The sequence below is a fragment of the Alphaproteobacteria bacterium genome, assembly GCA_040216735.1.
In the GTDB taxonomy this organism is placed as follows: domain Bacteria; phylum Pseudomonadota; class Alphaproteobacteria; order SHVP01; family SHVP01; genus CALJDF01.
Genome location: JAVJOO010000004.1, coordinates 134874 through 153747 on the forward strand (window position 1 = coordinate 134874; position 18874 = coordinate 153747).

The following is an 18874-nucleotide window of genomic DNA, read 5'->3' on the forward strand; positions in this document are numbered from 1 at the left end:
GACTACGCGCCGATTTGTGGGCAGAGCTTCTTCGGCGCGATTAGCTTGTAACTCTCCACCATCCAGCCCTTGAGTAGATTCACCGGAACGTCTTCACCCGGTTCGAACGACGCGGTGATCCATCCTGCCTTACCCAGGCCATAACCGGTCGCTTCGGTGAAGGGCAGGTGGCTGGCTTCGGCGTGGCTATCGCGCAGCTTGGCGGTGAACTTCAGCGCCTCGGGGCTACATACTAAGAACGTGAAGACCTTCTTGCGTACCTTGAACGCGCGGTCTCCCCAGGGCCATTCCTCAACCGCTTCGGGGAGGGACAGTGCATGGGTCACGAGTGCCGCCTCGGCGTTCTTGATCGACGCGGGCAGTTTGGAACTGGCCGGTGCCGCCATCGCTATTCGGCGGCGGCGCTTTGTTTTGTTGAGGCGATCAGCCGGGCTGTGGCTTCGCCTGCAAGCCTGCCCTGCGTCGTCGCGGTGAACAGCCCGGCCGCCGGAATGTAACCCCAGTCCGACGGTCCCGACGTCGAGCGCGCCGTGCCGCCCGCGGCAAACAAATTCGGCAGGAGCGATCCGTCCTCCCTGCGCACTTGCGCGTTGCCGTCGATGACAAGACCGCCCTGGGTGTGGAACAGCGCGCCGACCGATTTGACTGTGTACCACGGCGGGCCTTGCAGCGGCGTTTCGCTCGCGAAGTCGCGGCCAAACGAGTCTTTGCCGTTGCCGTTCTGCATGGCCATGACATCGGCCAAGGTTTTCTTGAGCGTTTCCAGCGGCATCTTGGTGATGGCGGCGAGTTCTTCGGTCGTGTCGGCCCGGCGCACCGCGCCGACCGCCATGGCTTCTTTATGTTCTTCGTACTTCATCACGAAGTCTTGGCGCTTTTGGTCGAAAATGAACCAGACATAGTGCTCGGGTTGTGCCGTGACCTTGCGGCCCATGCCCGAGATATCGGTCGATTCGTCGGTGAAGCGTTCGCCGTTCACGTTGACGACGATCCCGCCGTCGAGAATCACGATGTAATGGATCAACACCCGTGCCGGCTCGGCCAGCGCACCCAGCCCTTGAAATGCGGTCATGTCGCCGGTCGCGGCGCCCAGTTCCATCCCCCACCGAATGCCTTCGCCCTCGTTGCCCTCATGGCCGTGGTAGATCGCATCGGCCATTTCGGGAATGAACTGCTTGATCATGTCGCGGTTCGCGCCGAACCCGCAGGTCGCTAGGATCAGTGCGCCGCACCCGACCTCTTCGTCCGAGCCGTCGGGACGTTCGAAGCGCACTCCGCGCACGGTGCCGTCGTCTTCGGCAAAGACATCGACGACATGGGCATCGGTAATGAGGTCGACGCCCGCCGCTTCGCAGGCGTTCATCAAGCAACTCATCAACTCCGTACCGGTCTTGGTCGGTGTCGCGTGGATTCGCGCGCGCGAGTGCCCGAGCTTGGCGCCCCAATCGAGATCGACCTTGAGCGGAATGTTGTGCGTGGCGGTCAGCCAATCAACGGTCGCCCCGGACGCGTTGGCAAATACCCGTGCCAATTCGTGATCGGTCTGCCCGCGGGTCAGCTTGATGATATCGTCGGCAAACCGGTCGCCCGAGTCCTCAACGCCCGCTTCCCGCTGGCTCTTGGTCCCTGCCGCCGCGATGTTGCCCTGCGACATCGCCGTGGAACCGCGCGGCGTATGGTCCCGTTCGAGCAGAAGCACGTCCGCGCCGCCGTCGCGCGCCGCAAGTGCAGCGGTCATCCCCGCCGCCCCGGCGCCGACAACCACGACAGGCACGGTGTATTCGAAGGTCTTTCCAGCAGCGGGTTTAATCGGCATTGGCGGCTCCTATGGCGAGGGCACAGCCTAGCACAGCGCTGCGGCGGACCTAGCCTTTGACCTGCTTGGCCGCTTCGCGACCGGCGATGCGCCCCAGGACAGTCGCCGTCAGCAAACCGTTACCCGACAGGTAGCCCCAGCGCGACGGGCCAGACAGGCCGCGCGCGGCGCCGCCCCCGGCATAGAGGTTCGGCAGCGGTGTGCCGTCCTCGCGCAACACCTGGGCCTTGTCGTTGACTACCAGGCCGCCCTGGGTGTGAAACAATGCGCCGGTGATTTTGGCAAAGTGGTAGGGCGGCTCCATCAACTCGGTTTTGCTCCAGTCGCGGCCCCATGGGTCCGGCTTAGTGCCACTGCGATAGGCGTCGAGATCGGCGAAGGTCTGTTTGAGCGCGTCCAGCGGCAGGCCGGTCTGCTTGGCGATGCCCTCGACCGTGTCAGCCGTTTTGTGGGCACCCATCTCGATGCCGTTGCGGTAGTCGAGGAAATCGACGCCGAGTTTGTGTCCGCCTTCGTCCCAGATTTCCCACGCGACGCCCTCGGGTTGCGAAATGACGTCCACGGCTTGTTCCGAATAGCCGCGCACCTCGTTGGAAAAGCGTTCGCCGCCAAGATTCACTTGAATCCCGCCCTCAGTCAGGAGGCCCCAAAACAGCAAGGTCCCGTGCGGCTGGGTGACCGCGCCGTGTCCCTGATAGCCGCCCATGTCGGCGACGGCGCCGCCGAGCTGGCGCCCCCAATTGACCGCGTCGCCCTTGTTGCCGGTGTGCCCGAAGTACCAGGCGTCAGCCATTTCAGGGACGAACTCGCGCACCATTTCCGGGTTTCCGCCATAGCCGTTGCACGCGAGGATCAGGGCGTCGCAGCCGATGTCCTCGACGGCGCCGTCGGGCCGGGTAATTCGCACGCCGGTCACGCGACCGGTCGTTTGGTCGGCGAAGAGGCTGGTCACCGGGGCGGAGGTCGCGATATCGATCCCCTCGCGCCCGACCGCCTCGTTTAGCACCGCCATCAATTCCGTGCCGGTACGGTTGGGCGAGCCGTGCATGCGCCACTCGCTATGCCCGGGATATTTGAACCCGGTCAAAAGCGATAATGGCAGGCCGACGGTATCGACGAGCCAATCGACCGTGGACCCGCTGGCCTCGGCGACCCAATGCGCCATGTTGGGATCGTTCTTGTTCTTGGCCTTGGCGATCAGATCCTTCGCGAACTGCTCGGGCGAGTCCGTCACTCCGGCTGCCTTCTGCAACTTCGTGCCCGCGGCCGGGATCAAACATGTCGAGAGCGAGGACGACCCGCTCGGCGTCTCGTCGCGCTCCAGCAGCATCGCATCGGCGCCGTTTTCCTTGGCGGTCAGCGCGGCACTAATACCGCAGGCTCCGGCGCCGATAATGAGGACGGGGACCGAGATGTCGAAGGTCTTGTTTTCGGCGGGCAAGATCATGGCGATTTCCGGGTCAACGCAGTTTCAAGGGATGGGTTGATATAACATCGGTGGGCGGCGACTGACAGTGTTGCCGCCGGGCGGTCAGTGTGCGCGCACCAACCGACCAGGCAATTCGCCCGTCCAATCGCCGTCGCGCCGCGACACGACCCCTGATACGACCGTCGCGACGTAGCCTTCGGCCTGTTGCGACAAGCGCATCGCGCCCCCGGGAAGATCGTGGGTGGCCCGGGCGGCGTGCAGTTTGAGGCGGTCGTGATCGATCACGTTGATGTCGGCTTTCAATCCTGTCTTGAGGATGCCACGGTCGGGCATGCCCATGACCCGCGCGTGATCGCCGGTCAGCGCTTTGACGATCCAAGGGAGCGATAGGCGCTCGCCGTCGCGGTCGCGGCCCCAATAGGTCAGCAAAAACGTCGGCATGCTGCTGTCGCAGATCCGCCCGACGTGGGCCCCCGCATCTCCGAGGCCGATTTCCATTTCGGGGCGGCGCAGCATTTCCAAGCAGGTATCGAGGTTGTTGAACGCGAAGTTCCGTGCGGGCAAATAAAGCACGCCGTTCCCGTCGTTCTCCATCATGACGTCATAGGCGACGGCCAAAGGTGTGGTTCCCTTGCTTTCGGCGATCTTGTCGAGCCGGTCGCTGAGCGGCGGCGAATAGTTCGGCGGATCGCCCATGCGGTACAGCAGGTCGGCGCTGCGCGACATTTTCACTACGCGGTCGTCGGGGTTGGCGGGGTCTTCGTCGAGCAGACGGGCCCGCAGCGCCGGATCGCGCAAGGCAGCGACCCGCTTGGCCAGCGGCAGACTGGCAATGGCTTGGTAGGATGGGCAGGTCGTGAACGGGTTGTTGGTCATCTCCAGACCGAACAGCACGCCGACGGGTCGGGGCACGACCTGACCGTACATGCTGGCGCCGTTCTTGATGGCAGCCGCCGCGCCGTCGGCGATCTCGCGCCAGCGGTCGGGCGCGTCGCTGCCCTGCAGCATGGGGAAGTGGACCGGACGGCCCGATATCTCGGCGATGCGTCGCAGCATGTTGAACTCGGCCGAGACGCCGTTGACGCTGTTGAACTCCGACGCCGACATGAAATGCCCGCGCCCCTTGCGCGTCATCGCCAAGGCCAAGGCGAGCAGCTCGTCCTCGTCGGCTGTGGTTGAGGGGATGACGTCGCCGCTTCGCGCGCGATGCCCCGTCGCCCGCGATGTCGTGAACCCAAACCCGCCGGCTTCGATACCCTCTTCAACTAGCGCCGCCATTTGGCGGATGTCGGCGGGCGATGCAGGTTCGCGGCGAATGCCACGCTCGCCCATCACAAACACGCGAATCGGGACATGCGGGACGAAGGTGCCGAAGTCGACATCGGCGCGTCGCGTTTCGAGAACGTCCATGAATTCGGGGAAACTTTGCCACGTCCACGGCAACCCTTTGTCGAGGACGGCGGCGGGGATGTCCTCGACCCCATCCATCACATCGACCATGACGGCGCGATGCTCAGGTTTGCAGGGTGCGAAGCCGACGCCGCAGTTCCCCATCAGGACAGTCGTGACGCCGTGTTCGGAGCATGGGGTCAGATGCTGGTCCCACATCACTTGCGCATCGAAGTGCGTGTGAATGTCGATAAAGCCCGGTGTGACGAGGTGCCCTTTGGCGTCGATTTCTTCACTGCCGGCGTCCGCGACCTTGCCGACGGCTGCGATTTTGCCGTCCGTCACCGCGACATCGGCGTCAAAGGGCGCGCCGCCGGTGCCGTCGATAACGGTGCCCCCGCGGACAACAAGATCGTATTTCGCCATGTTCGTTCTCCCTCCCCAGGGCCGGCAATACCGCGACCTTGGCAATCCTAGCCCAGCCGGCGGCCTTATCCTTGTGGATTATAGACGAACGAAACGGCGACACGCCCCGTGGGCAGCCGCCCGTCTACTGGGGTAAACTGGCCCCAAGGGGTCCGCGACGGGAACACCCGGTCCGCCGACCCTGCATAGGGAGGACGTTGTGAGGATGGCTAAGGGAGCAGGTTTCTTCGTATCCGTCGTGGCAGTCGCCACGGCGGCACTCGTGTTTGATTCGGTCGGTGCACAGGCGCAAACGCTGCGCGTTTCGAACATCGGCAATCCGCCGAACCACGGCGACCCGACCACCAGCCTCAGCTACCAACACAGTTATACCTTCGAAGCGATGTTCGACGCTCTGACCACTGTCGACGGCGACGGCTCTGTGAAGGGACGGCTGGCGACAAGTTGGAAGAACGTCGATCCGACGACGTGGCGCTTTACGCTGGCGCCGGGTGTATCGTTCCATGCCGGCGCGCCGTTCAACGCCGACGCGATCGTCGCGGCGGTCAAACAATTGCAGTCGGACGATCAGAAGAAGTTCGGCGGTTCGGTCTACGGTAGTCTCAGGCATATCGTCGACGCCAAGAAGATCGACGATATGACGGTCGACGTCGTTACCGACCGGCCGGCGCCGATCCTCCCGCACGAGATCGCGGCGTTCCGCATTATCGACCCCAAAGCGTGGGCTGACTTGGGCCGCGAGAAGTTCGGCAACAGTCCGTCGGGTACCGGTCCGTTCCGCGCGACATCTTGGGACGATACCAAGGCCGAGATGACGCGGTTCGACAAAGGCGCCAGGAAGGCCAAGTTCGACGGTATCCTCATGTATTTCCAGCCTGAAGCGGCAACCCGCGTACAGGCTTTCCAAGGCGACGCAGTCGATCTCGCCTTCGGCATTCCAACCGATTCCGCCGGGTTGATCCGGCAGGCCGGCGGCACCGTGAACGAGGGGACGACGCCCTCGGTCTCGATCCTGGTCTTTAACATGAACAAGGGCGGGATCACCGCCGACAAGCGTGTGCGCCAGGCGTTCAACTACGCCATCGATAAGTCGTATCCCGAGACGTTGTTTAACGGGTTCGGCAAGGCGGGCAGCCAACCAGCGTCGGCGTCGGTCAACGGCTATCAGGCCGACATCAAGGCGTATCCATACGACACGGCAAAGGCACGCGCGTTGCTTGCCGAAGCGGGCTACGGCAACGGACTGACCGTCGATGCCGAGATCGTCAATAACAACGCGGATTTGACGAATCTGTACCAGCAAGTCGCCCAAGATCTGAAAAAGGTCGGAGTGACGATGAACCTAAAAATCATCACGCTACCCGATCTTTTCGGGCGAGTGACCGGGTCGAAGGAGTTCGAGGGTGAGATGCACATCATGAACTATGGTTCGAACCCGTCGAACGACGTCATGCGCTCGCTCAACGCGTTCCACTCCTGCACCGCAAGGGCCAAGTGGACCTGCCTGCCGGATGCCGAAGAGGCGATTAAAGGTGCGAACACCGAGTTCGATCCCGTGAAGCGCGCTGCGTATCTTCGCAAAATCGCGGAAGTCTATCACGACGAAGCGCCGGTCATCTTCCTCTACGAGCAGTTCGAACTCGACGCGACGTCGAAGAAGGTGAAGAACTACAAGAACGAGAATTGGCGCATTAACTGGGCCGATATCGAAATGGTGAAATAGGCCGCGTTTCATCGCCACGAAGAAAAGCTGCGGTGCCCAAAACGCCGCAGCTTTCTCTTTTGTGTGTGTCTCGTAGGAGAGAATCGTGCCCAAGGTGTTTGCGACCATCGACCGTCCGCCGCGCGAGCTCGTGGCGCAGGTGCGGCACTTGCGGCTCGACCAAATCGTCAAGGCGCTGGCGCCGACGCAGCTCATGGATTCGGCCATCAAACCGTTGGCGTTGCGTAACGTTCGAGCGGTCGGGCCGGCGGTGACGGTCGCATCGAACGGGCCCGATCCGATGCTTGGCATGATTGCCACGGGTGTAGCCCAGCCAGGCGACATCATTGTCGTTGCCGCGGGTGGCAGCACGGCTGGTTTTTCCTGGGGCGGCGGCTTGACGTTGTCGGCGGCAAATGTCGGCTGCGCGGGCGTGGTGGTCGACGGCGTTGTCATTGATGCGGGCGCGATCGTCGAGCAGGACACGCCGGTGTTCTGTCGTGGCGCGACGCTCCGCAGCGTACCGATCGCGGCAACGGGGTCGGTCAACGTGGCGGTGACCTGCGGCGGGGTCGTCATCCAACCGGGCGACGTGATCGTCGCGTCGCTGGATGGCGTATGCGTCATTCCGCGTGGCGACCTCGCGGATTTGATCGGCGTCGTGGTGCCAGAGTCTGCGCGCATTAACGCCAACATCGAGACGCTGAAGGCCAGCAAGAAGACGATCTTCGATCTGCGGGGAGGTCGGCAGTTCGCGGCCGACCTCGGCTTGGAATGGATCGACTAACGGCGGCTTTGAGAAATGCCGCATGGGACGAAAGTCTCCTGACACCATGCTGTCAGGAGGGGGTTGTTATGGTCTCCGGGCTGCAACGCACTGACCCAAACACGGAGACACACCGATGACCAATCCTTTCGTATACATGGAACTGCACCCGAGTAGCCCCGACAACGCCAAGTCTTTCTACGGCGATCTGCTGGGGTGGCGTTTCGCCGATATGGACATGGACGGCGCGACCTACACGATAGTCAGCACCGGAGCCGAGCCTTTCGCCGGGTTTGCCCCGTCGAACGGGGGTGCGCCCCATTGGCTGCCCTATCTGGGCGTCGCGGATCTCGATGCCGCGACGGCAAAGGCCAAGAATCTCGGTGCCAAAGTTGTGCAGCCCCGCGTCGATATTCCGGCCGGTAGCTTTGTCTGGATCGAGGATCCCGCCGGCGCAACTGTCGCCTTGTTTCAACCCAAAGGCTGAGGCTTTGGTATTCCTGGGGGCGAACGGGCCCTCAGGAATGCCGTCGCGCCCATTCGACGCCGTCGGCCCGGCGTTCTAGCATTCGCGATCACGCAAACTTTCGCAGGTGCGGTCGATTCTTTCGCCCGCATCCTACCAAGAGGCCCTATGCGCCGCGCTGATCGTCTTTTCGAGATTGTCCAAATGCTGCGCTCGCGCCGTTTCATGACGGCGGCGCAACTCGCCGGCGAACTCGAAGTATCGGAGCGGACGATCTACCGCGATATCAGCGATCTGATCGTGACCGGCGTGCCGATCGCCGGCGAGGCCGGCGTCGGCTACACCCTCGATAGAAAGTTCGATCTACCGCCGCTGATGTTCAACGCCGAAGAAATCGACGCGCTCATCCTGGGCTCGCGCATTGTGCAAAGTTGGGCCGATCCCGATCTGGCCGCCGCCGCCCATAGCGCACTGACCAAGATCGAGGCGGTGCTCCCCGAACCCCTGCGCATCAATATCGTCGAGAGCGCGCTCTTCGCCCCGCGCATCATGCCCGACACCGCCGTTACCGCGAACCTGGCCGTGGTGCGGCGCGCGGTCAACGACCGTTACAAGGTGACGTTTCGCTACACCCGGGCGGATGGCGAATCGACTAGCCGGGTCGTGCATCCGCTGGGTCTGTTCTATTGGGGATACGCCTGGGCGTTGGTCGCTTGGTGCGAGACCCGCGACGACTTTCGTAATTTTCGCCTCGATCGCATGGAGCAGATCGCGCGGCGCGACGAGAGGTTCGCCGACGTGCCGGGGCGAGGCTTGGCCGATTTCCTCAAACAACAGGGCCGCGAAAGGTGAAGGACTCCCGGGGACGGTGCCGTCCCCGGGAGCGGCGTTTTCAACCTTCGAGTTCGATCTCGTGCCAATTGATGGCACGGTTGAACAACCGGTAGTTCTTCACTTTCGGCGATAGACCGTCGATCACCGATCGTTCGTACATGTACGAAATCAACGCTTCGTCGTGATAGTGCTTCACGACCTGACGCACGAGTTCGGCGCGCTTGCTCTTGTCGAACTCCGCGTTGGCGGCGTCGATGGTGGGCTGGATCGACTTGTCGCAAATGAACGCGCCGAAGAAGCTGCACGAGTCGGTGGCAAAGGGGCGCATGACGTCGCCGGTCGGGAAGGACTCAACCAAGCCCATCCACATGTGGCCGTCCCACGGCTTTTGCCCGCGCAACTTGCCGAGCAAATCGGCCAACGCGATCTGCCGAAGCTCTAAGTTGATTCCCACCTGCCGCAGACTGTCGGCAATGAACTGCGACGTATCGGTGTAGTCGGTCGACGTTGGGATCAGTTCCATAATCAGGTTTAGACCGCCGCCGTGCCCGGCCTCCGCGAGCAATTTCTTTGCCTGCTCGGGGTCGTAGGGGTAGGGCTTAATGTCCGTTTGATGCCCAGCAACGGTACTTGCGCCCGACTGGCCGGCGGGAACCGTCAACCCACCCAGTACTTCCTTCACGTACTGGTCGCGGTTAATGGCAAAGTTGATCGCCCGCCGGACTCGGCGGTCCAGGATCGGCGCGTTGTCGGCCGTTGTTCGTTCTGGAACGGTGTTGAACTTGAACGACACCACATCGAAGATCTGGGTAATGTTAACCCGGTGACCGGAGGCGTCGAGGCGCGGAATGTCATCCGGGCTGAGGACCCAGGCGATATCGACCTGACCCGATTGAAGTGCGCTGACGCGTGCCGCGACCTCGGTGAGCGAATCGATGCGCAGCCGGTCGACCTTTGCTGGCCGCCAGGCGTCGGCAAACCGTTCGGCTTCTAGGGTTTCGCCGGTCCAACTCGTTACCTTGAAGGGCCCGGTCCCAATCGGTTTGACGGTGAAGCCTTCGATTCCGACATCCTTCTGGTAGTCGGCGTCCATAATTCTGAGCAATGCAAACCAGCGATCCAGAATCGGATTTGGCGTTTTGGTGGCGATTTCGACCGTTTGTTCATCGACTTTCTTGGCCCCGGCGAGGCCGAGGAAGTTCGCGGAAATACTGGTCTTGCCGGCGTCGTCGCTGATCAAGAACTCGACGTTCTTGACGATTTGATCGGCGGTCATCGGCGCGCCGTTGTGGAATTTTACGCCGTCGCGGATTTTGAAAACCCAGGTGGTCGGGTCTTTGACTTCCCACGATGTCGCGAGGCCGGGGTCGACCGACCCATTGCGATTCAAGTACGTCATGCTGTCGGCGAACGCCATCAACGGCAGGGTCGATTGGGCGCCGAACGCCATTTCGAACCGGCCCTTTTGTGGATTGAACCCGAAGTGCGCGACGCGGAGCGTTTTCTCCTGCGCCTGGGCGTCGTGCGCCGTGCCGAAGGCGACGGTTGCGGCGAGTACGGCGGCACCCGCAGCGGCAATAACCTGCTTCATTACTTTCTCCCTGTTTGGTCCTGGTTGTCCCAAAAACGGGGAATGCTAGTCCGATTGTCGCGGTGGACAAATACGCCCCGGCGGCTTGCCCACGGGGTGGTTTCTCGATTGCTAGAGATCTGGCTGCAGGGCGCTTTCGCGCCGGATCACGGTTCGCTTGGGTTCACGGCGCCGACGGTCATCACGCAATACGGTACCAGGTAGGAAATGACGATCTTCAGATAGGGCGGCATATGACTGGCCTTGACTAAGGACGGTCCGCATCGGTGCTGCAGGTCGCAGGGGTCAGCATAGCGCGATTGTCGGTCCGCGCCGGTGGGTGTCAAGCGTACCCGACAACGCGCGCAAGGGGCACGGGTCGGAGCCCGGCGGCTACCGCCCGGAACGCCCTTTCACATACAGAGTCGTGACAGGGTTGATCCGAGCGTCCGCCCTACATCGATCGGGATCCCGTGCCGAATTCGGGGTAGGCCTCGAGGCCGAGTTCGGCGCGGTCGAGACCCAGAGCTTCGCTTTCTTGGTCGGCACGGATCCCCATCGTGTACTTGATGGCAAACCATACGATTGCACTCGCCACGACGGTGAACGCCCCGATGGCCAAGATGCCTACAATTTGAGTGCCGAAACTGGCGTCGTTGTTGGTGAGGGGCACGGCCAGGGTGCCCCAAATGCCCGCCACCAAATGGGCCGAGATTGCGCCGACCACGTCGTCGACCTTGAATCTGTCGAACAGCGGGATGGCAACGACCGCGAGAATGCCGCCGACTCCACCGATCAAGATGGCTTCGAAGATCGAGGGGGTATCCGGCCCTGCGGTAATGGAGACCAAGCCGGCAATGGCGCCGTTGAGAACGAGGGTCAGGTCGACCTTTTTGTAAAGGATTTGCGCAAGCAGCATCGATGCCACGACGCCACCGGCGGCTGCCATGTTGGTGTTTACGTAGATATTGGCGATGGCAATCACATCCGCGGCCGATCCCATCGCGAGCTGGCTGCCGCCGTTAAAGCCGAACCAACCGAGCCATAAGATGAACGTTCCGAGAGTCGCGAGGGGCAACGACGATCCCGGCATCGGATTGACACGCCCATTTGCGTATTTGCCGCGCCGCGCTCCAAGGATCAGGCATCCGGTCAGGGCGGCCCAACCACCGACGGAATGGACTAGTGTCGACCCCGCGAAGTCGGCGAAACCCATTTCGCTGAGCCAGCCACCGCCCCACTGCCACGATCCGGTGATCGGATAAATAACAGCTGTGAGAACCACGACGAAGACCAAGAAGGACCATAGTTTGCTGCGTTCGGCGACTGCGCCCGACACGATCGATGCCGCGGTCGCAACGAAAACCATTTGGAAGAACCAGTCGGAGGAGGCGGCATAGTTGCCCGAGAAGTCGCCCGCGAGCGCAGCGCTGTCGTCGGCACGCCACCAGGAGATACTTCCGATAAATCCACCGTCAACGCCGGTGTACATCAGGTCGTAGCCGACGAGGTAGTAGGTGATCCCGGCGATGGCAAAGAGGGCGATGTTCTTTAGGCAAATCGTCGCGACGTTTTTGCTGCGCACCAGTCCGCTTTCAAGCATCGCGAAACCGGCCGCCATCCACATGACGAGGAATCCGTTCATCAGAAAAGAAAGCGAATTGAAGATGAAAGCGGTTTCGCTGACTTCCTGGGCCCACGCAGGCGTGGTGGCTAGGCAAAGAAGGCTGACGATGCTGACGCCGAGGGATTTGCGCATGGGGCTGACTCGCCTTTGGTCTAGGGGTTATTGAGCCCCATTACCCAAGAGTCGTGCCAGGTTCCGCGTGTCGAGCTAGGTAACTGAAATTAAAGGAAAAAATCTTCGAATCAGGCGCGGTAAGCTCTGCTTGGTGTCGATTTTCTGCATAGAACTTAGGCAGCGCCGTGCCATTGCCTATCTATTGTTCATTCCTTGACGCCGCCGAACACCATAAAGGCGCCCACGTTGCCGAAGTCGCCCGAGGCGAGCTCCCGGCGCCCGCGATTTTCGCGGTCGCGCCGCGCACTTGTTGCGGTCGTATAGATCACCTTGTCCCGCGCGAAGCCGACGTCGCTCGCCAGCTGCGGGAGGTCCAAGTCGTGCATCGGTCCGATAAAAGGTTCGTTGTTGAAATAGGTATCCCAATCCGGAACGAAGGCGTCGTAGGGATCCAGGCCACGCCAGTCGACCCCATCCATATGCAGCATCACGCCACCGGGCTTCAGGAGCCGGTGGCATTCGCGCAGGATGCGGGGCAGGGCGCGGCGGGAGGTTTCATGGATGATGATCTGCGACACGATCAGATCGAAATGGGCATCCGGAAAATCGGTCGTCTCGGCATTTTGTTGCGAAAAATGAACCGTCTTGCCCAAGGCTTGGGCCCGGGCGTGGGCATAGCGCACCATCGGCGCGCCGATGTCGAACGCATGCACTTCCGCGTTTGGAAAGGCGTCGCACCAGGGCAGTGTCCCGTGTCCGACTGAGCATCCCATGTCGAGGATTCGCTTAGGCGAAAGGCCGGGATGGTTCTCCTTGACCCACGCGACGAGGCTCTGACCGAAGTCGTCGTTGAGGGTCCCGCGCAGGCCCATCGAGAACAGATAGATACCGCGGTCGTACAGCGCGCCGGCGAAGAGATCGTCTTCGCCGAGTTCGCTGTGGTAGCCGCCTGGCATGCAATGAATATCGACTGCCGCGTGATAGCGCGGGATTTCCAGCGCCGGGTCGAGGCGCAGGGAACCTCGACCGCGGACCGTGCCCGCGCGGGCTTTCAGGTCGCTCCATCGACGTGCCACCGGTTCGCCGACCGAATCCCACATGAGCTCCTGTGCCGTACGCTTGAGCGCACTTGCAGCTTGGTAATAGGAATCTTCGGACAGGGCTCGTCGCACCTCGTGGCGCGTCGTTGGCACCCGGCCCTTGGCACGCCGAAAGGCGGGCTTGACCCGGTTCTCGTAGACCGATTTCGTGCCAGGCGCGACGTTCCCCGAAAGATGCGACTTCAGCCCTACAGCGAAGTGCTGCCGCGCCGCTTCGTCGTGATCCGCATCCACCAGTATTGCGTGTTTGGTTTGTGGCATGGCCGCTCCCTCGTAAGGCCGCAGTGTGGCGTCGGTGCGGGGCCGCCGCAAGCGGCACTCTTGCGCCGCGGCCCGCGCGCCGCGACACTGCGACCATCATGACCAGATTCGATATCCCTGCGATCCTCATCCCTGAACACATGGCGCTGCATGCGCGGCGGCATCCAAACAAGACGGCGTTGGTCTTCCACGACGACGCCCTCAGTTGGGGCGAATTCGACCGCCGCCAAAACCGGGTCGCCCAGGCGCTCGCCGCCCGCGGCATCGGGCGCGGCGACAAGGTCGGTATCCTCGCCGACAACAGCACCGATGCGGTGTGTGCCTATTTCGGTACGCTAAAAGCCGGTGCGGCCGTCGCGTCGCTGCCGACGATCGTTACCGCCGACAGCTTGGCGACGATGATCGCCGACTGTGCGGCCAAGGCGCTGATCGTGAGCGAAGGCTATCTCGACCGGATCGACGGCATCCGCACCGAACTGGATGTCGACCCGGCCGCTTTCATCGCGATCGGCGCGGCGCGGGCTGGCTGGCGGTCGTTCGACGAATGGCTGGCGGAGGCGAGCGACAGTGCTCCGGCTATCCGCAACGAACCCGACGACGATGCTTGTCTTATCTATTCCTCGGGAACGACCGGGGTCCCGAAGGGAATCGTGCTCACCCACCATTGCCGCCTCAACCACGCCTACCTGATGAGTGCGGAACAGCACTTCAACACCGATTCGGTGTTCATCGTCACGACGGCGTTGCACTCGAACACCGCATGGACTCTGTTGCTGTGTGCCTTCCTGTTCGGTGCCACGGCGGTGATCATGCCGAAGTTCGAGGCTGAGGAATGGTGCCGTTTGGTCGAGCGTTGGCGCGGTTCGGCGACGGTCATGGTTCCGGCGCAGTATCAGGCCATCCTCGATTCGCCGTCGTCCCAGTCGCGCGATTTGTCTTCGCTCAAGACCTTGGCCACGGTGGGATCCCACATGCGCGAGGGCATCAAGCGGCGCATGTTGGAAACTTTTCCGTGTGGCTACTACGAGGTCTACGGTCTAACCGAAGGCTTTGCGACCATCGTGCGGCCCGAAGACTTGCCCGCGAAGATCGTCTCGGTGGGCCGCGCCATGCTTGGCAACGACATCCGCATCATCGACGATTCGGGCGCCGAGCTGCCCCAGGGGGAGGCCGGCGAAATTGTCGGCTACAGCCCGATCCTCATGAAGGGCTACCACAACAGCCCCGACCAAACCGAGGCGGCGATATGGCGCGAACCGGTCAGTGGGAGAACCTTCCTGCGGTCCGGTGACGTCGGGCGACTGGACGAGGAGGGGTTCCTCTATTTGCTCGACCGCAAGAAGGACATGATCGTGTCCGGGGGCTACAACGTGTTCCCCGCCGATATCGAACGAATCTTGGGCGCCCATCCCAACGTGTACGATCTGTGCGTCATCGGCATTCCGCACGAACGCTGGGGCGAGACGCCGCTTGCCTTGATCGTGCCGACGCCTGGGGTCACCCCGGATCTTGTGGCGATGCGCGCCTGGGCCAACGAACGGCTCGGAAAGCATCAACGCATCGCAGCCATTGAGGTTCGCGACGAATTGCCGCGTAACCCGGCCGGCAAGGTAATGAAGGCCGAACTTCGCAAACCCTATTGGCAGGGACATTCCTGACATGGCCTACAAAGACATAAAGTATGCGGTGCGTGCGGGCGTCGCGACCATCACGATCAATCGGCCGCAGGTGCACAACGCTTTTCGCGGGCAGACTTGCGAAGAAATGGTCGATGCCTTCAACAAGGCGGCCTGGGACGACGACATCGGTGTCATCGTTCTGACGGGAGCGGGCAAGAAAGCCTTCTCGTCTGGCGGCGACCAGGGCGCCCACGACCATGTCTATGACGGACGGGGCACCATCGGGTTGCCGGTCGAAGACCTGCATTCGATCATGCGCGATGCGCCCAAACCGGTGATTGCCAAGGTGCGCGGCTGGTGCATCGGCGGGGGCAACGTACTGGCGACGATCTGCGATCTCACGATCGCGGGAGAGAGCGCGATCTTCGGCCAGGTTGGCCCGAAAATGGGATCGATCGACCCAGGATTCGGCACCAACCTTTTGGCGCGTCATGTCGGCCAGAAGAAAGCCAAGGAAATTTGGTTTCTTTGCCGCCGCTACAGCGCGTTCGAAGCGATGGAGATGGGGCTCGTCAACGCGGTCGTTCCTGATGCGCAACTCGATGCCGAGGTGCGGCGCTGGTGCGACGAAATTCTGGAAATGAGCCCGACGGCAATCGCGTTAGGCAAGCGGGCATTCAACGCCGAGACCGAATCGATTCGCGGTCTTTCCAATTTGGGCAACATCGCGGTGCGGCTGTACTACGATTCCCCCGAAGGTCGCGAAGGCGAACGTGCTTTTCGCGCTAAGCGCAAACCCCGTTTCAGGAAGGTGGCGCAAAAGCGTTGAGGGCGTCGGTTCTCGGTATCGACTCTTCGGCGATAAGGGCCCGCAGGTGATCGAGGGCGGCGGCGAGGTCGTCGCTCTTGTCGTCGCTGCGATAGACCGCAAATGCCGGTCGCGTGAATGCCGGGGCCGCGGCAATCCTGAATAGGATGCCTCGTTCGATTAGGGGCTGCACGACTCGCGATGGGAAGTAACCAGCGCCGCCAAATTCCAAGATGTATTGGAGGCCGATCACGCCGACACTGACCTGGAGGCCGGCGGCGTCGGTATCGGCAAAGGTTTGCTGATGACTGTTGAGGAAGGCCGATCCCCAATCGACAAAGACATAGGGAACGTTGGGCGAGTCGGCGTAATTCTGAGCGCTGCTGACTAGAATCAGCGACTCGTCGAGCAGCGGTTCCACGATGAGGCCCGAACGGGACTCCGGCGAATACAGTACGGCGACATCGAGAAACCCTTCGGTCATCTGTCGCATGAGGCCCTCCGGTTGATCGACGTCGCCTTGCAGCGCGACATCCGGCATTGCCGTTCTCAGCCGTCCTAGCCAGCGGACCAGAACCCGATCCCACAAACTGAGTTGTCCCCCGATGCGCAGACTGGCGCGGTAGGTGGCAGGTAGAGCAACCTCCTGCTTTGCCTGTTGCCAAACCCGTAGAATTGCCGTGGCGTGGCGTCTCAGGCGCCGCCCAGCAGGCGTGAGAACTGCGCCGGCGCGACCGCGGACGAAAAGTTGCCGCCCTAGAGCCAGTTCGAGTTCTTTGATCCGTGCGCTGACCGTCGACTGGGTAACATTTAGGCGCTCAGCCGCCGCCACGAATGTCCCGGCTTCGATGATCTCCAAGAAGGTGCGTGCTTGGACGTCGTCCATGTTAATCCATCGAAAAAAGCGATAGTAAATACATAAAACATTCGTTTGTTCGATGAAAGGTCTGAGACTACATTTCGTTGTGCCAGCAGATGCTGGTTTTTTTGGAGAAGACCCTACATGGACACGAAGAAACCCGGCGCGAAACCCGCCGCGTCCGCGAAGCCCGCTGCAAAACCCGGCATTTCCGCGAAACCTGGCGCAAAACCCGGTTCGGGAAAGAAATAGCTGATCGGTAGCTTATTTTCCGCGGTCCTCCCGGCCTTCGGCGTGGCGCGGAAAAGATCATCGATCGGTTGGAACGGCGCGTGACGAACCCCTAACGCGGTCCGCGCCATTTCCAGATCAAGGCCGTCCAGCTCTGCTGGACGGCCTTTCTCTATTTTGTGTCCGGGCTCTCGGGGTCGACGAGTAGGCGCTGAACCATAGCCGGGGTGATGTTGCCGCCGGTTACGAGGGCAACGGTCTTCTTCCCTGCGCTAACCCGCCCGGACAGGAATCCCGCAGCGGCGACGACGCCGGCCGGCTCTCCCAAAACCTTTCCACGGTACAAGAGCGTACGAAACGCCGACTCGATATCGATCTCGGTGACAAGAACGATCTCGTCGACGTAGCGCTGGACATGGGCAAACGGGAATGCCCCAGGCCGCACGGCGGAAAGCCCATCTGCAATACTGTCCCAATAGTCGATCGTCGCCGGTGTCCCGGCACGCAACGAAACGTAGGCCGCGTTGGCGCGCTCGGGCTGCACGCCGATGACGGCAACGTGCGGTGCGCTCTCCTTGATCGCTGTGGCGACACCGGCGATCAGGCCGCTACTGCTGACCGGCACCAGGACCTGTTCCACATCGGGCATTTGATCGAGTAGTTCCAGGCCCAGGCTCCCGTGCCCGGCGGGGATGGGGCGTTCCTCCCATGTATCGATGACGGTCATGCCCCGCTCCCGGGCGACGGCCTCGGCAGCCGGTTGCCGCGCCAGTGCATCGTTGCCGCAAAACACCACTTCTGCGCCATACCCGCGTGCCGCCTCGACCTTAAAGGGGCTGGTGCGGTCCATCATGACGACGACGATCGGGATATCGTGGCGCTGGCCGGCGAGCGCGAAGGCTTGGGCGAAGTTGCCGGAGGACGTCAGCACCAGGCCGTGCTTGAGATTCTGCGGGCCCATGACACGGATTGTGTTGAACGCCGCCCGCACTTTGTATGCCCCGGTGACCTGAAGATTCTCAAGCTTCAGGTAAAGCGATTCGCGCCCGATCTCCGAGGGCGTGCGGGCGAGGGGGACGATCGGGGTGCGCCGAACTATCGCCGGCAAATTTTCATGGGCGGCGCGAATCTCTTCCAAGGTGACGAATTGGGTCATACCACCAGTCCGGTAATGGCGAAGGATTCGATGACGCGCACGCCCGCTTCCTTCATCGCGGTAACCGCGCCGTTAACGCCCCGCTCATCGAGACCCCGGCAAGCATCGACGATCAGTACGGTGTCGAAGCCATGATTGCGCGCATCCATTGCGCTGAAGCGGACGCAGACGTCGGTTGCCAGACCAGTCAGGAAGACGCGGTCGATCCCACGCTCGCGCAGGTATCCGGACAAGCCGGTGGTCGTCGTGCGGTCGTTCTCGAAGAAGGCCGAGTACGAATCGATCTCAGGGCGAAACCCCTTGCGAATCACCAAGTGGGCGCGACCCTGGTCGAGGGCGGGATGAAAGGCGGCGCCGTCGGTCCCCTGGACACAATGGTCGGGCCACAACACTTGGTCGCCGTAATCGAGCGTGACCGTCTCGAAGGCCTTTCGACCGCGGTGTTGCGCGGCAAAAGAGGTGTGGTTCGCGGGATGCCAATCCTGCGTCAGGACGACGTTGTCGAAGTGAGTCTGAAGCCGGTTGACGATCGGTATGATCCCATCGCCCTCGGGCACGGCAAGGGCGCCGCCAGGGCAAAAATCGTTCTGGATGTCGATCGCCAACAGAACGTCGGTTTTGGAAGGCGCAAGGCGCATCAAGTCTCTTTCGGGTTCGCTTCGGGTCGGGAGACGAGTGGGAAGTATGCGGCGTGGCCCCAA

At 62.0% G+C, this 18874-nt stretch carries 16 protein-coding genes; 6 read left to right on the top strand and 10 right to left on the bottom strand.

What is annotated here, in order from left to right; translation table 11 throughout:
* Nucleotides 1-2 precede the first annotated feature (2 nt).
* The 4 genes from RID42_11015 to RID42_11030 all read right to left on the bottom strand — a co-directional run bounded on the left by RID42_11015 (nucleotide 3) and on the right by RID42_11030 (nucleotide 5060).
* Entirely contained in the window at nucleotides 3-386 is a 384-nt protein-coding gene (locus tag RID42_11015) for an MmcQ/YjbR family DNA-binding protein (GenBank protein ID MEQ8248196.1), read from the bottom strand.
* A gap of 2 nt (nucleotides 387-388) precedes the next feature.
* The gene (locus tag RID42_11020; protein ID MEQ8248197.1) at nucleotides 389-1816 is read right to left on the bottom strand and encodes an FAD-dependent oxidoreductase; all 1428 of its coding nucleotides are present in this window, start codon (nucleotides 1814-1816) and stop codon (nucleotides 389-391) included.
* A 49-nt stretch (nucleotides 1817-1865) separates the two neighbouring features.
* Complete coding sequence (locus RID42_11025) at nucleotides 1866-3263, bottom strand: FAD-dependent oxidoreductase (GenBank protein ID MEQ8248198.1); 1398 nt, start codon at nucleotides 3261-3263, stop codon at nucleotides 1866-1868.
* Nucleotides 3264-3347: 84 nt separating this feature from the next.
* The gene (locus tag RID42_11030) at nucleotides 3348-5060 is read right to left on the bottom strand and encodes an amidohydrolase family protein (GenBank protein MEQ8248199.1); all 1713 of its coding nucleotides are present in this window, start codon (nucleotides 5058-5060) and stop codon (nucleotides 3348-3350) included.
* Between the two features lie 205 nt (nucleotides 5061-5265).
* Here RID42_11030 and RID42_11035 point away from each other — a divergent pair, with 205 nt between their 5' ends.
* The 4 genes from RID42_11035 (at nucleotide 5266) to RID42_11050 (ending at nucleotide 8846) form a co-directional block, all read left to right on the top strand.
* Nucleotides 5266-6783, top strand: a complete 1518-nt coding sequence (locus RID42_11035) for an ABC transporter substrate-binding protein (protein ID MEQ8248200.1) — start codon at nucleotides 5266-5268, stop codon at nucleotides 6781-6783.
* A gap of 85 nt (nucleotides 6784-6868) precedes the next feature.
* Nucleotides 6869-7549, top strand: coding sequence for a 4-hydroxy-4-methyl-2-oxoglutarate aldolase (locus tag RID42_11040; GenBank protein ID MEQ8248201.1), 681 nt, complete (start codon nucleotides 6869-6871; stop codon nucleotides 7547-7549).
* A gap of 115 nt (nucleotides 7550-7664) precedes the next feature.
* Nucleotides 7665-8015: a VOC family protein gene (locus tag RID42_11045; GenBank protein MEQ8248202.1), complete on the top strand. Its 351-nt coding sequence runs from the start codon at nucleotides 7665-7667 to the stop codon at nucleotides 8013-8015.
* 147 nt (nucleotides 8016-8162) lie between these two features.
* Entirely contained in the window at nucleotides 8163-8846 is a 684-nt protein-coding gene (locus RID42_11050; protein ID MEQ8248203.1) for a YafY family protein, read from the top strand.
* Nucleotides 8847-8886: 40 nt separating this feature from the next.
* Here RID42_11050 and RID42_11055 read toward each other — a convergent pair whose 3' ends face one another.
* The 3 genes from RID42_11055 to RID42_11065 all read right to left on the bottom strand — a co-directional run bounded on the left by RID42_11055 (nucleotide 8887) and on the right by RID42_11065 (nucleotide 13500).
* Entirely contained in the window at nucleotides 8887-10419 is a 1533-nt protein-coding gene (locus RID42_11055) for an ABC transporter substrate-binding protein (protein MEQ8248204.1), read from the bottom strand.
* 433 nt (nucleotides 10420-10852) lie between these two features.
* Nucleotides 10853-12157, bottom strand: coding sequence for an ammonium transporter (locus RID42_11060; GenBank protein ID MEQ8248205.1), 1305 nt, complete (start codon nucleotides 12155-12157; stop codon nucleotides 10853-10855).
* Nucleotides 12158-12345: 188 nt separating this feature from the next.
* On the bottom strand, nucleotides 12346-13500 hold the full coding sequence (locus RID42_11065) for a class I SAM-dependent methyltransferase (protein ID MEQ8248206.1): 1155 nt from the start codon (nucleotides 13498-13500) through the stop codon (nucleotides 12346-12348).
* 98 nt (nucleotides 13501-13598) lie between these two features.
* On the opposite strand from RID42_11065, the gene RID42_11070 reads away from it, so the two are divergent.
* A complete protein-coding gene (locus RID42_11070; protein ID MEQ8248207.1) occupies nucleotides 13599-15158 on the top strand; it encodes an AMP-binding protein in 1560 nt (519 codons plus the stop codon).
* A 1-nt stretch (nucleotide 15159) separates the two neighbouring features.
* Complete coding sequence (locus tag RID42_11075; protein MEQ8248208.1) at nucleotides 15160-15948, top strand: enoyl-CoA hydratase-related protein; 789 nt, start codon at nucleotides 15160-15162, stop codon at nucleotides 15946-15948.
* Here RID42_11075 and RID42_11080 read toward each other — a convergent pair.
* The 3 genes from RID42_11080 to pncA all read right to left on the bottom strand — a co-directional run bounded on the left by RID42_11080 (nucleotide 15923) and on the right by pncA (nucleotide 18811).
* A complete protein-coding gene (locus RID42_11080) occupies nucleotides 15923-16813 on the bottom strand; it encodes a LysR family transcriptional regulator (protein ID MEQ8248209.1) in 891 nt (296 codons plus the stop codon). The genes RID42_11075 and RID42_11080 overlap by 26 nt on opposite strands.
* Nucleotides 16814-17189: 376 nt before the next feature.
* A complete protein-coding gene (locus tag RID42_11085) occupies nucleotides 17190-18173 on the bottom strand; it encodes a threonine/serine dehydratase (protein ID MEQ8248210.1) in 984 nt (327 codons plus the stop codon).
* Nucleotides 18170-18811 (bottom strand): bifunctional nicotinamidase/pyrazinamidase, encoded by a 642-nt coding sequence (gene pncA, locus RID42_11090; protein MEQ8248211.1) that lies wholly within the window; start codon nucleotides 18809-18811, stop codon nucleotides 18170-18172. Before pncA ends, RID42_11085 begins: the two co-directional genes overlap by 4 nt.
* Between the last annotated feature and the right edge of the window lie 63 nt (nucleotides 18812-18874).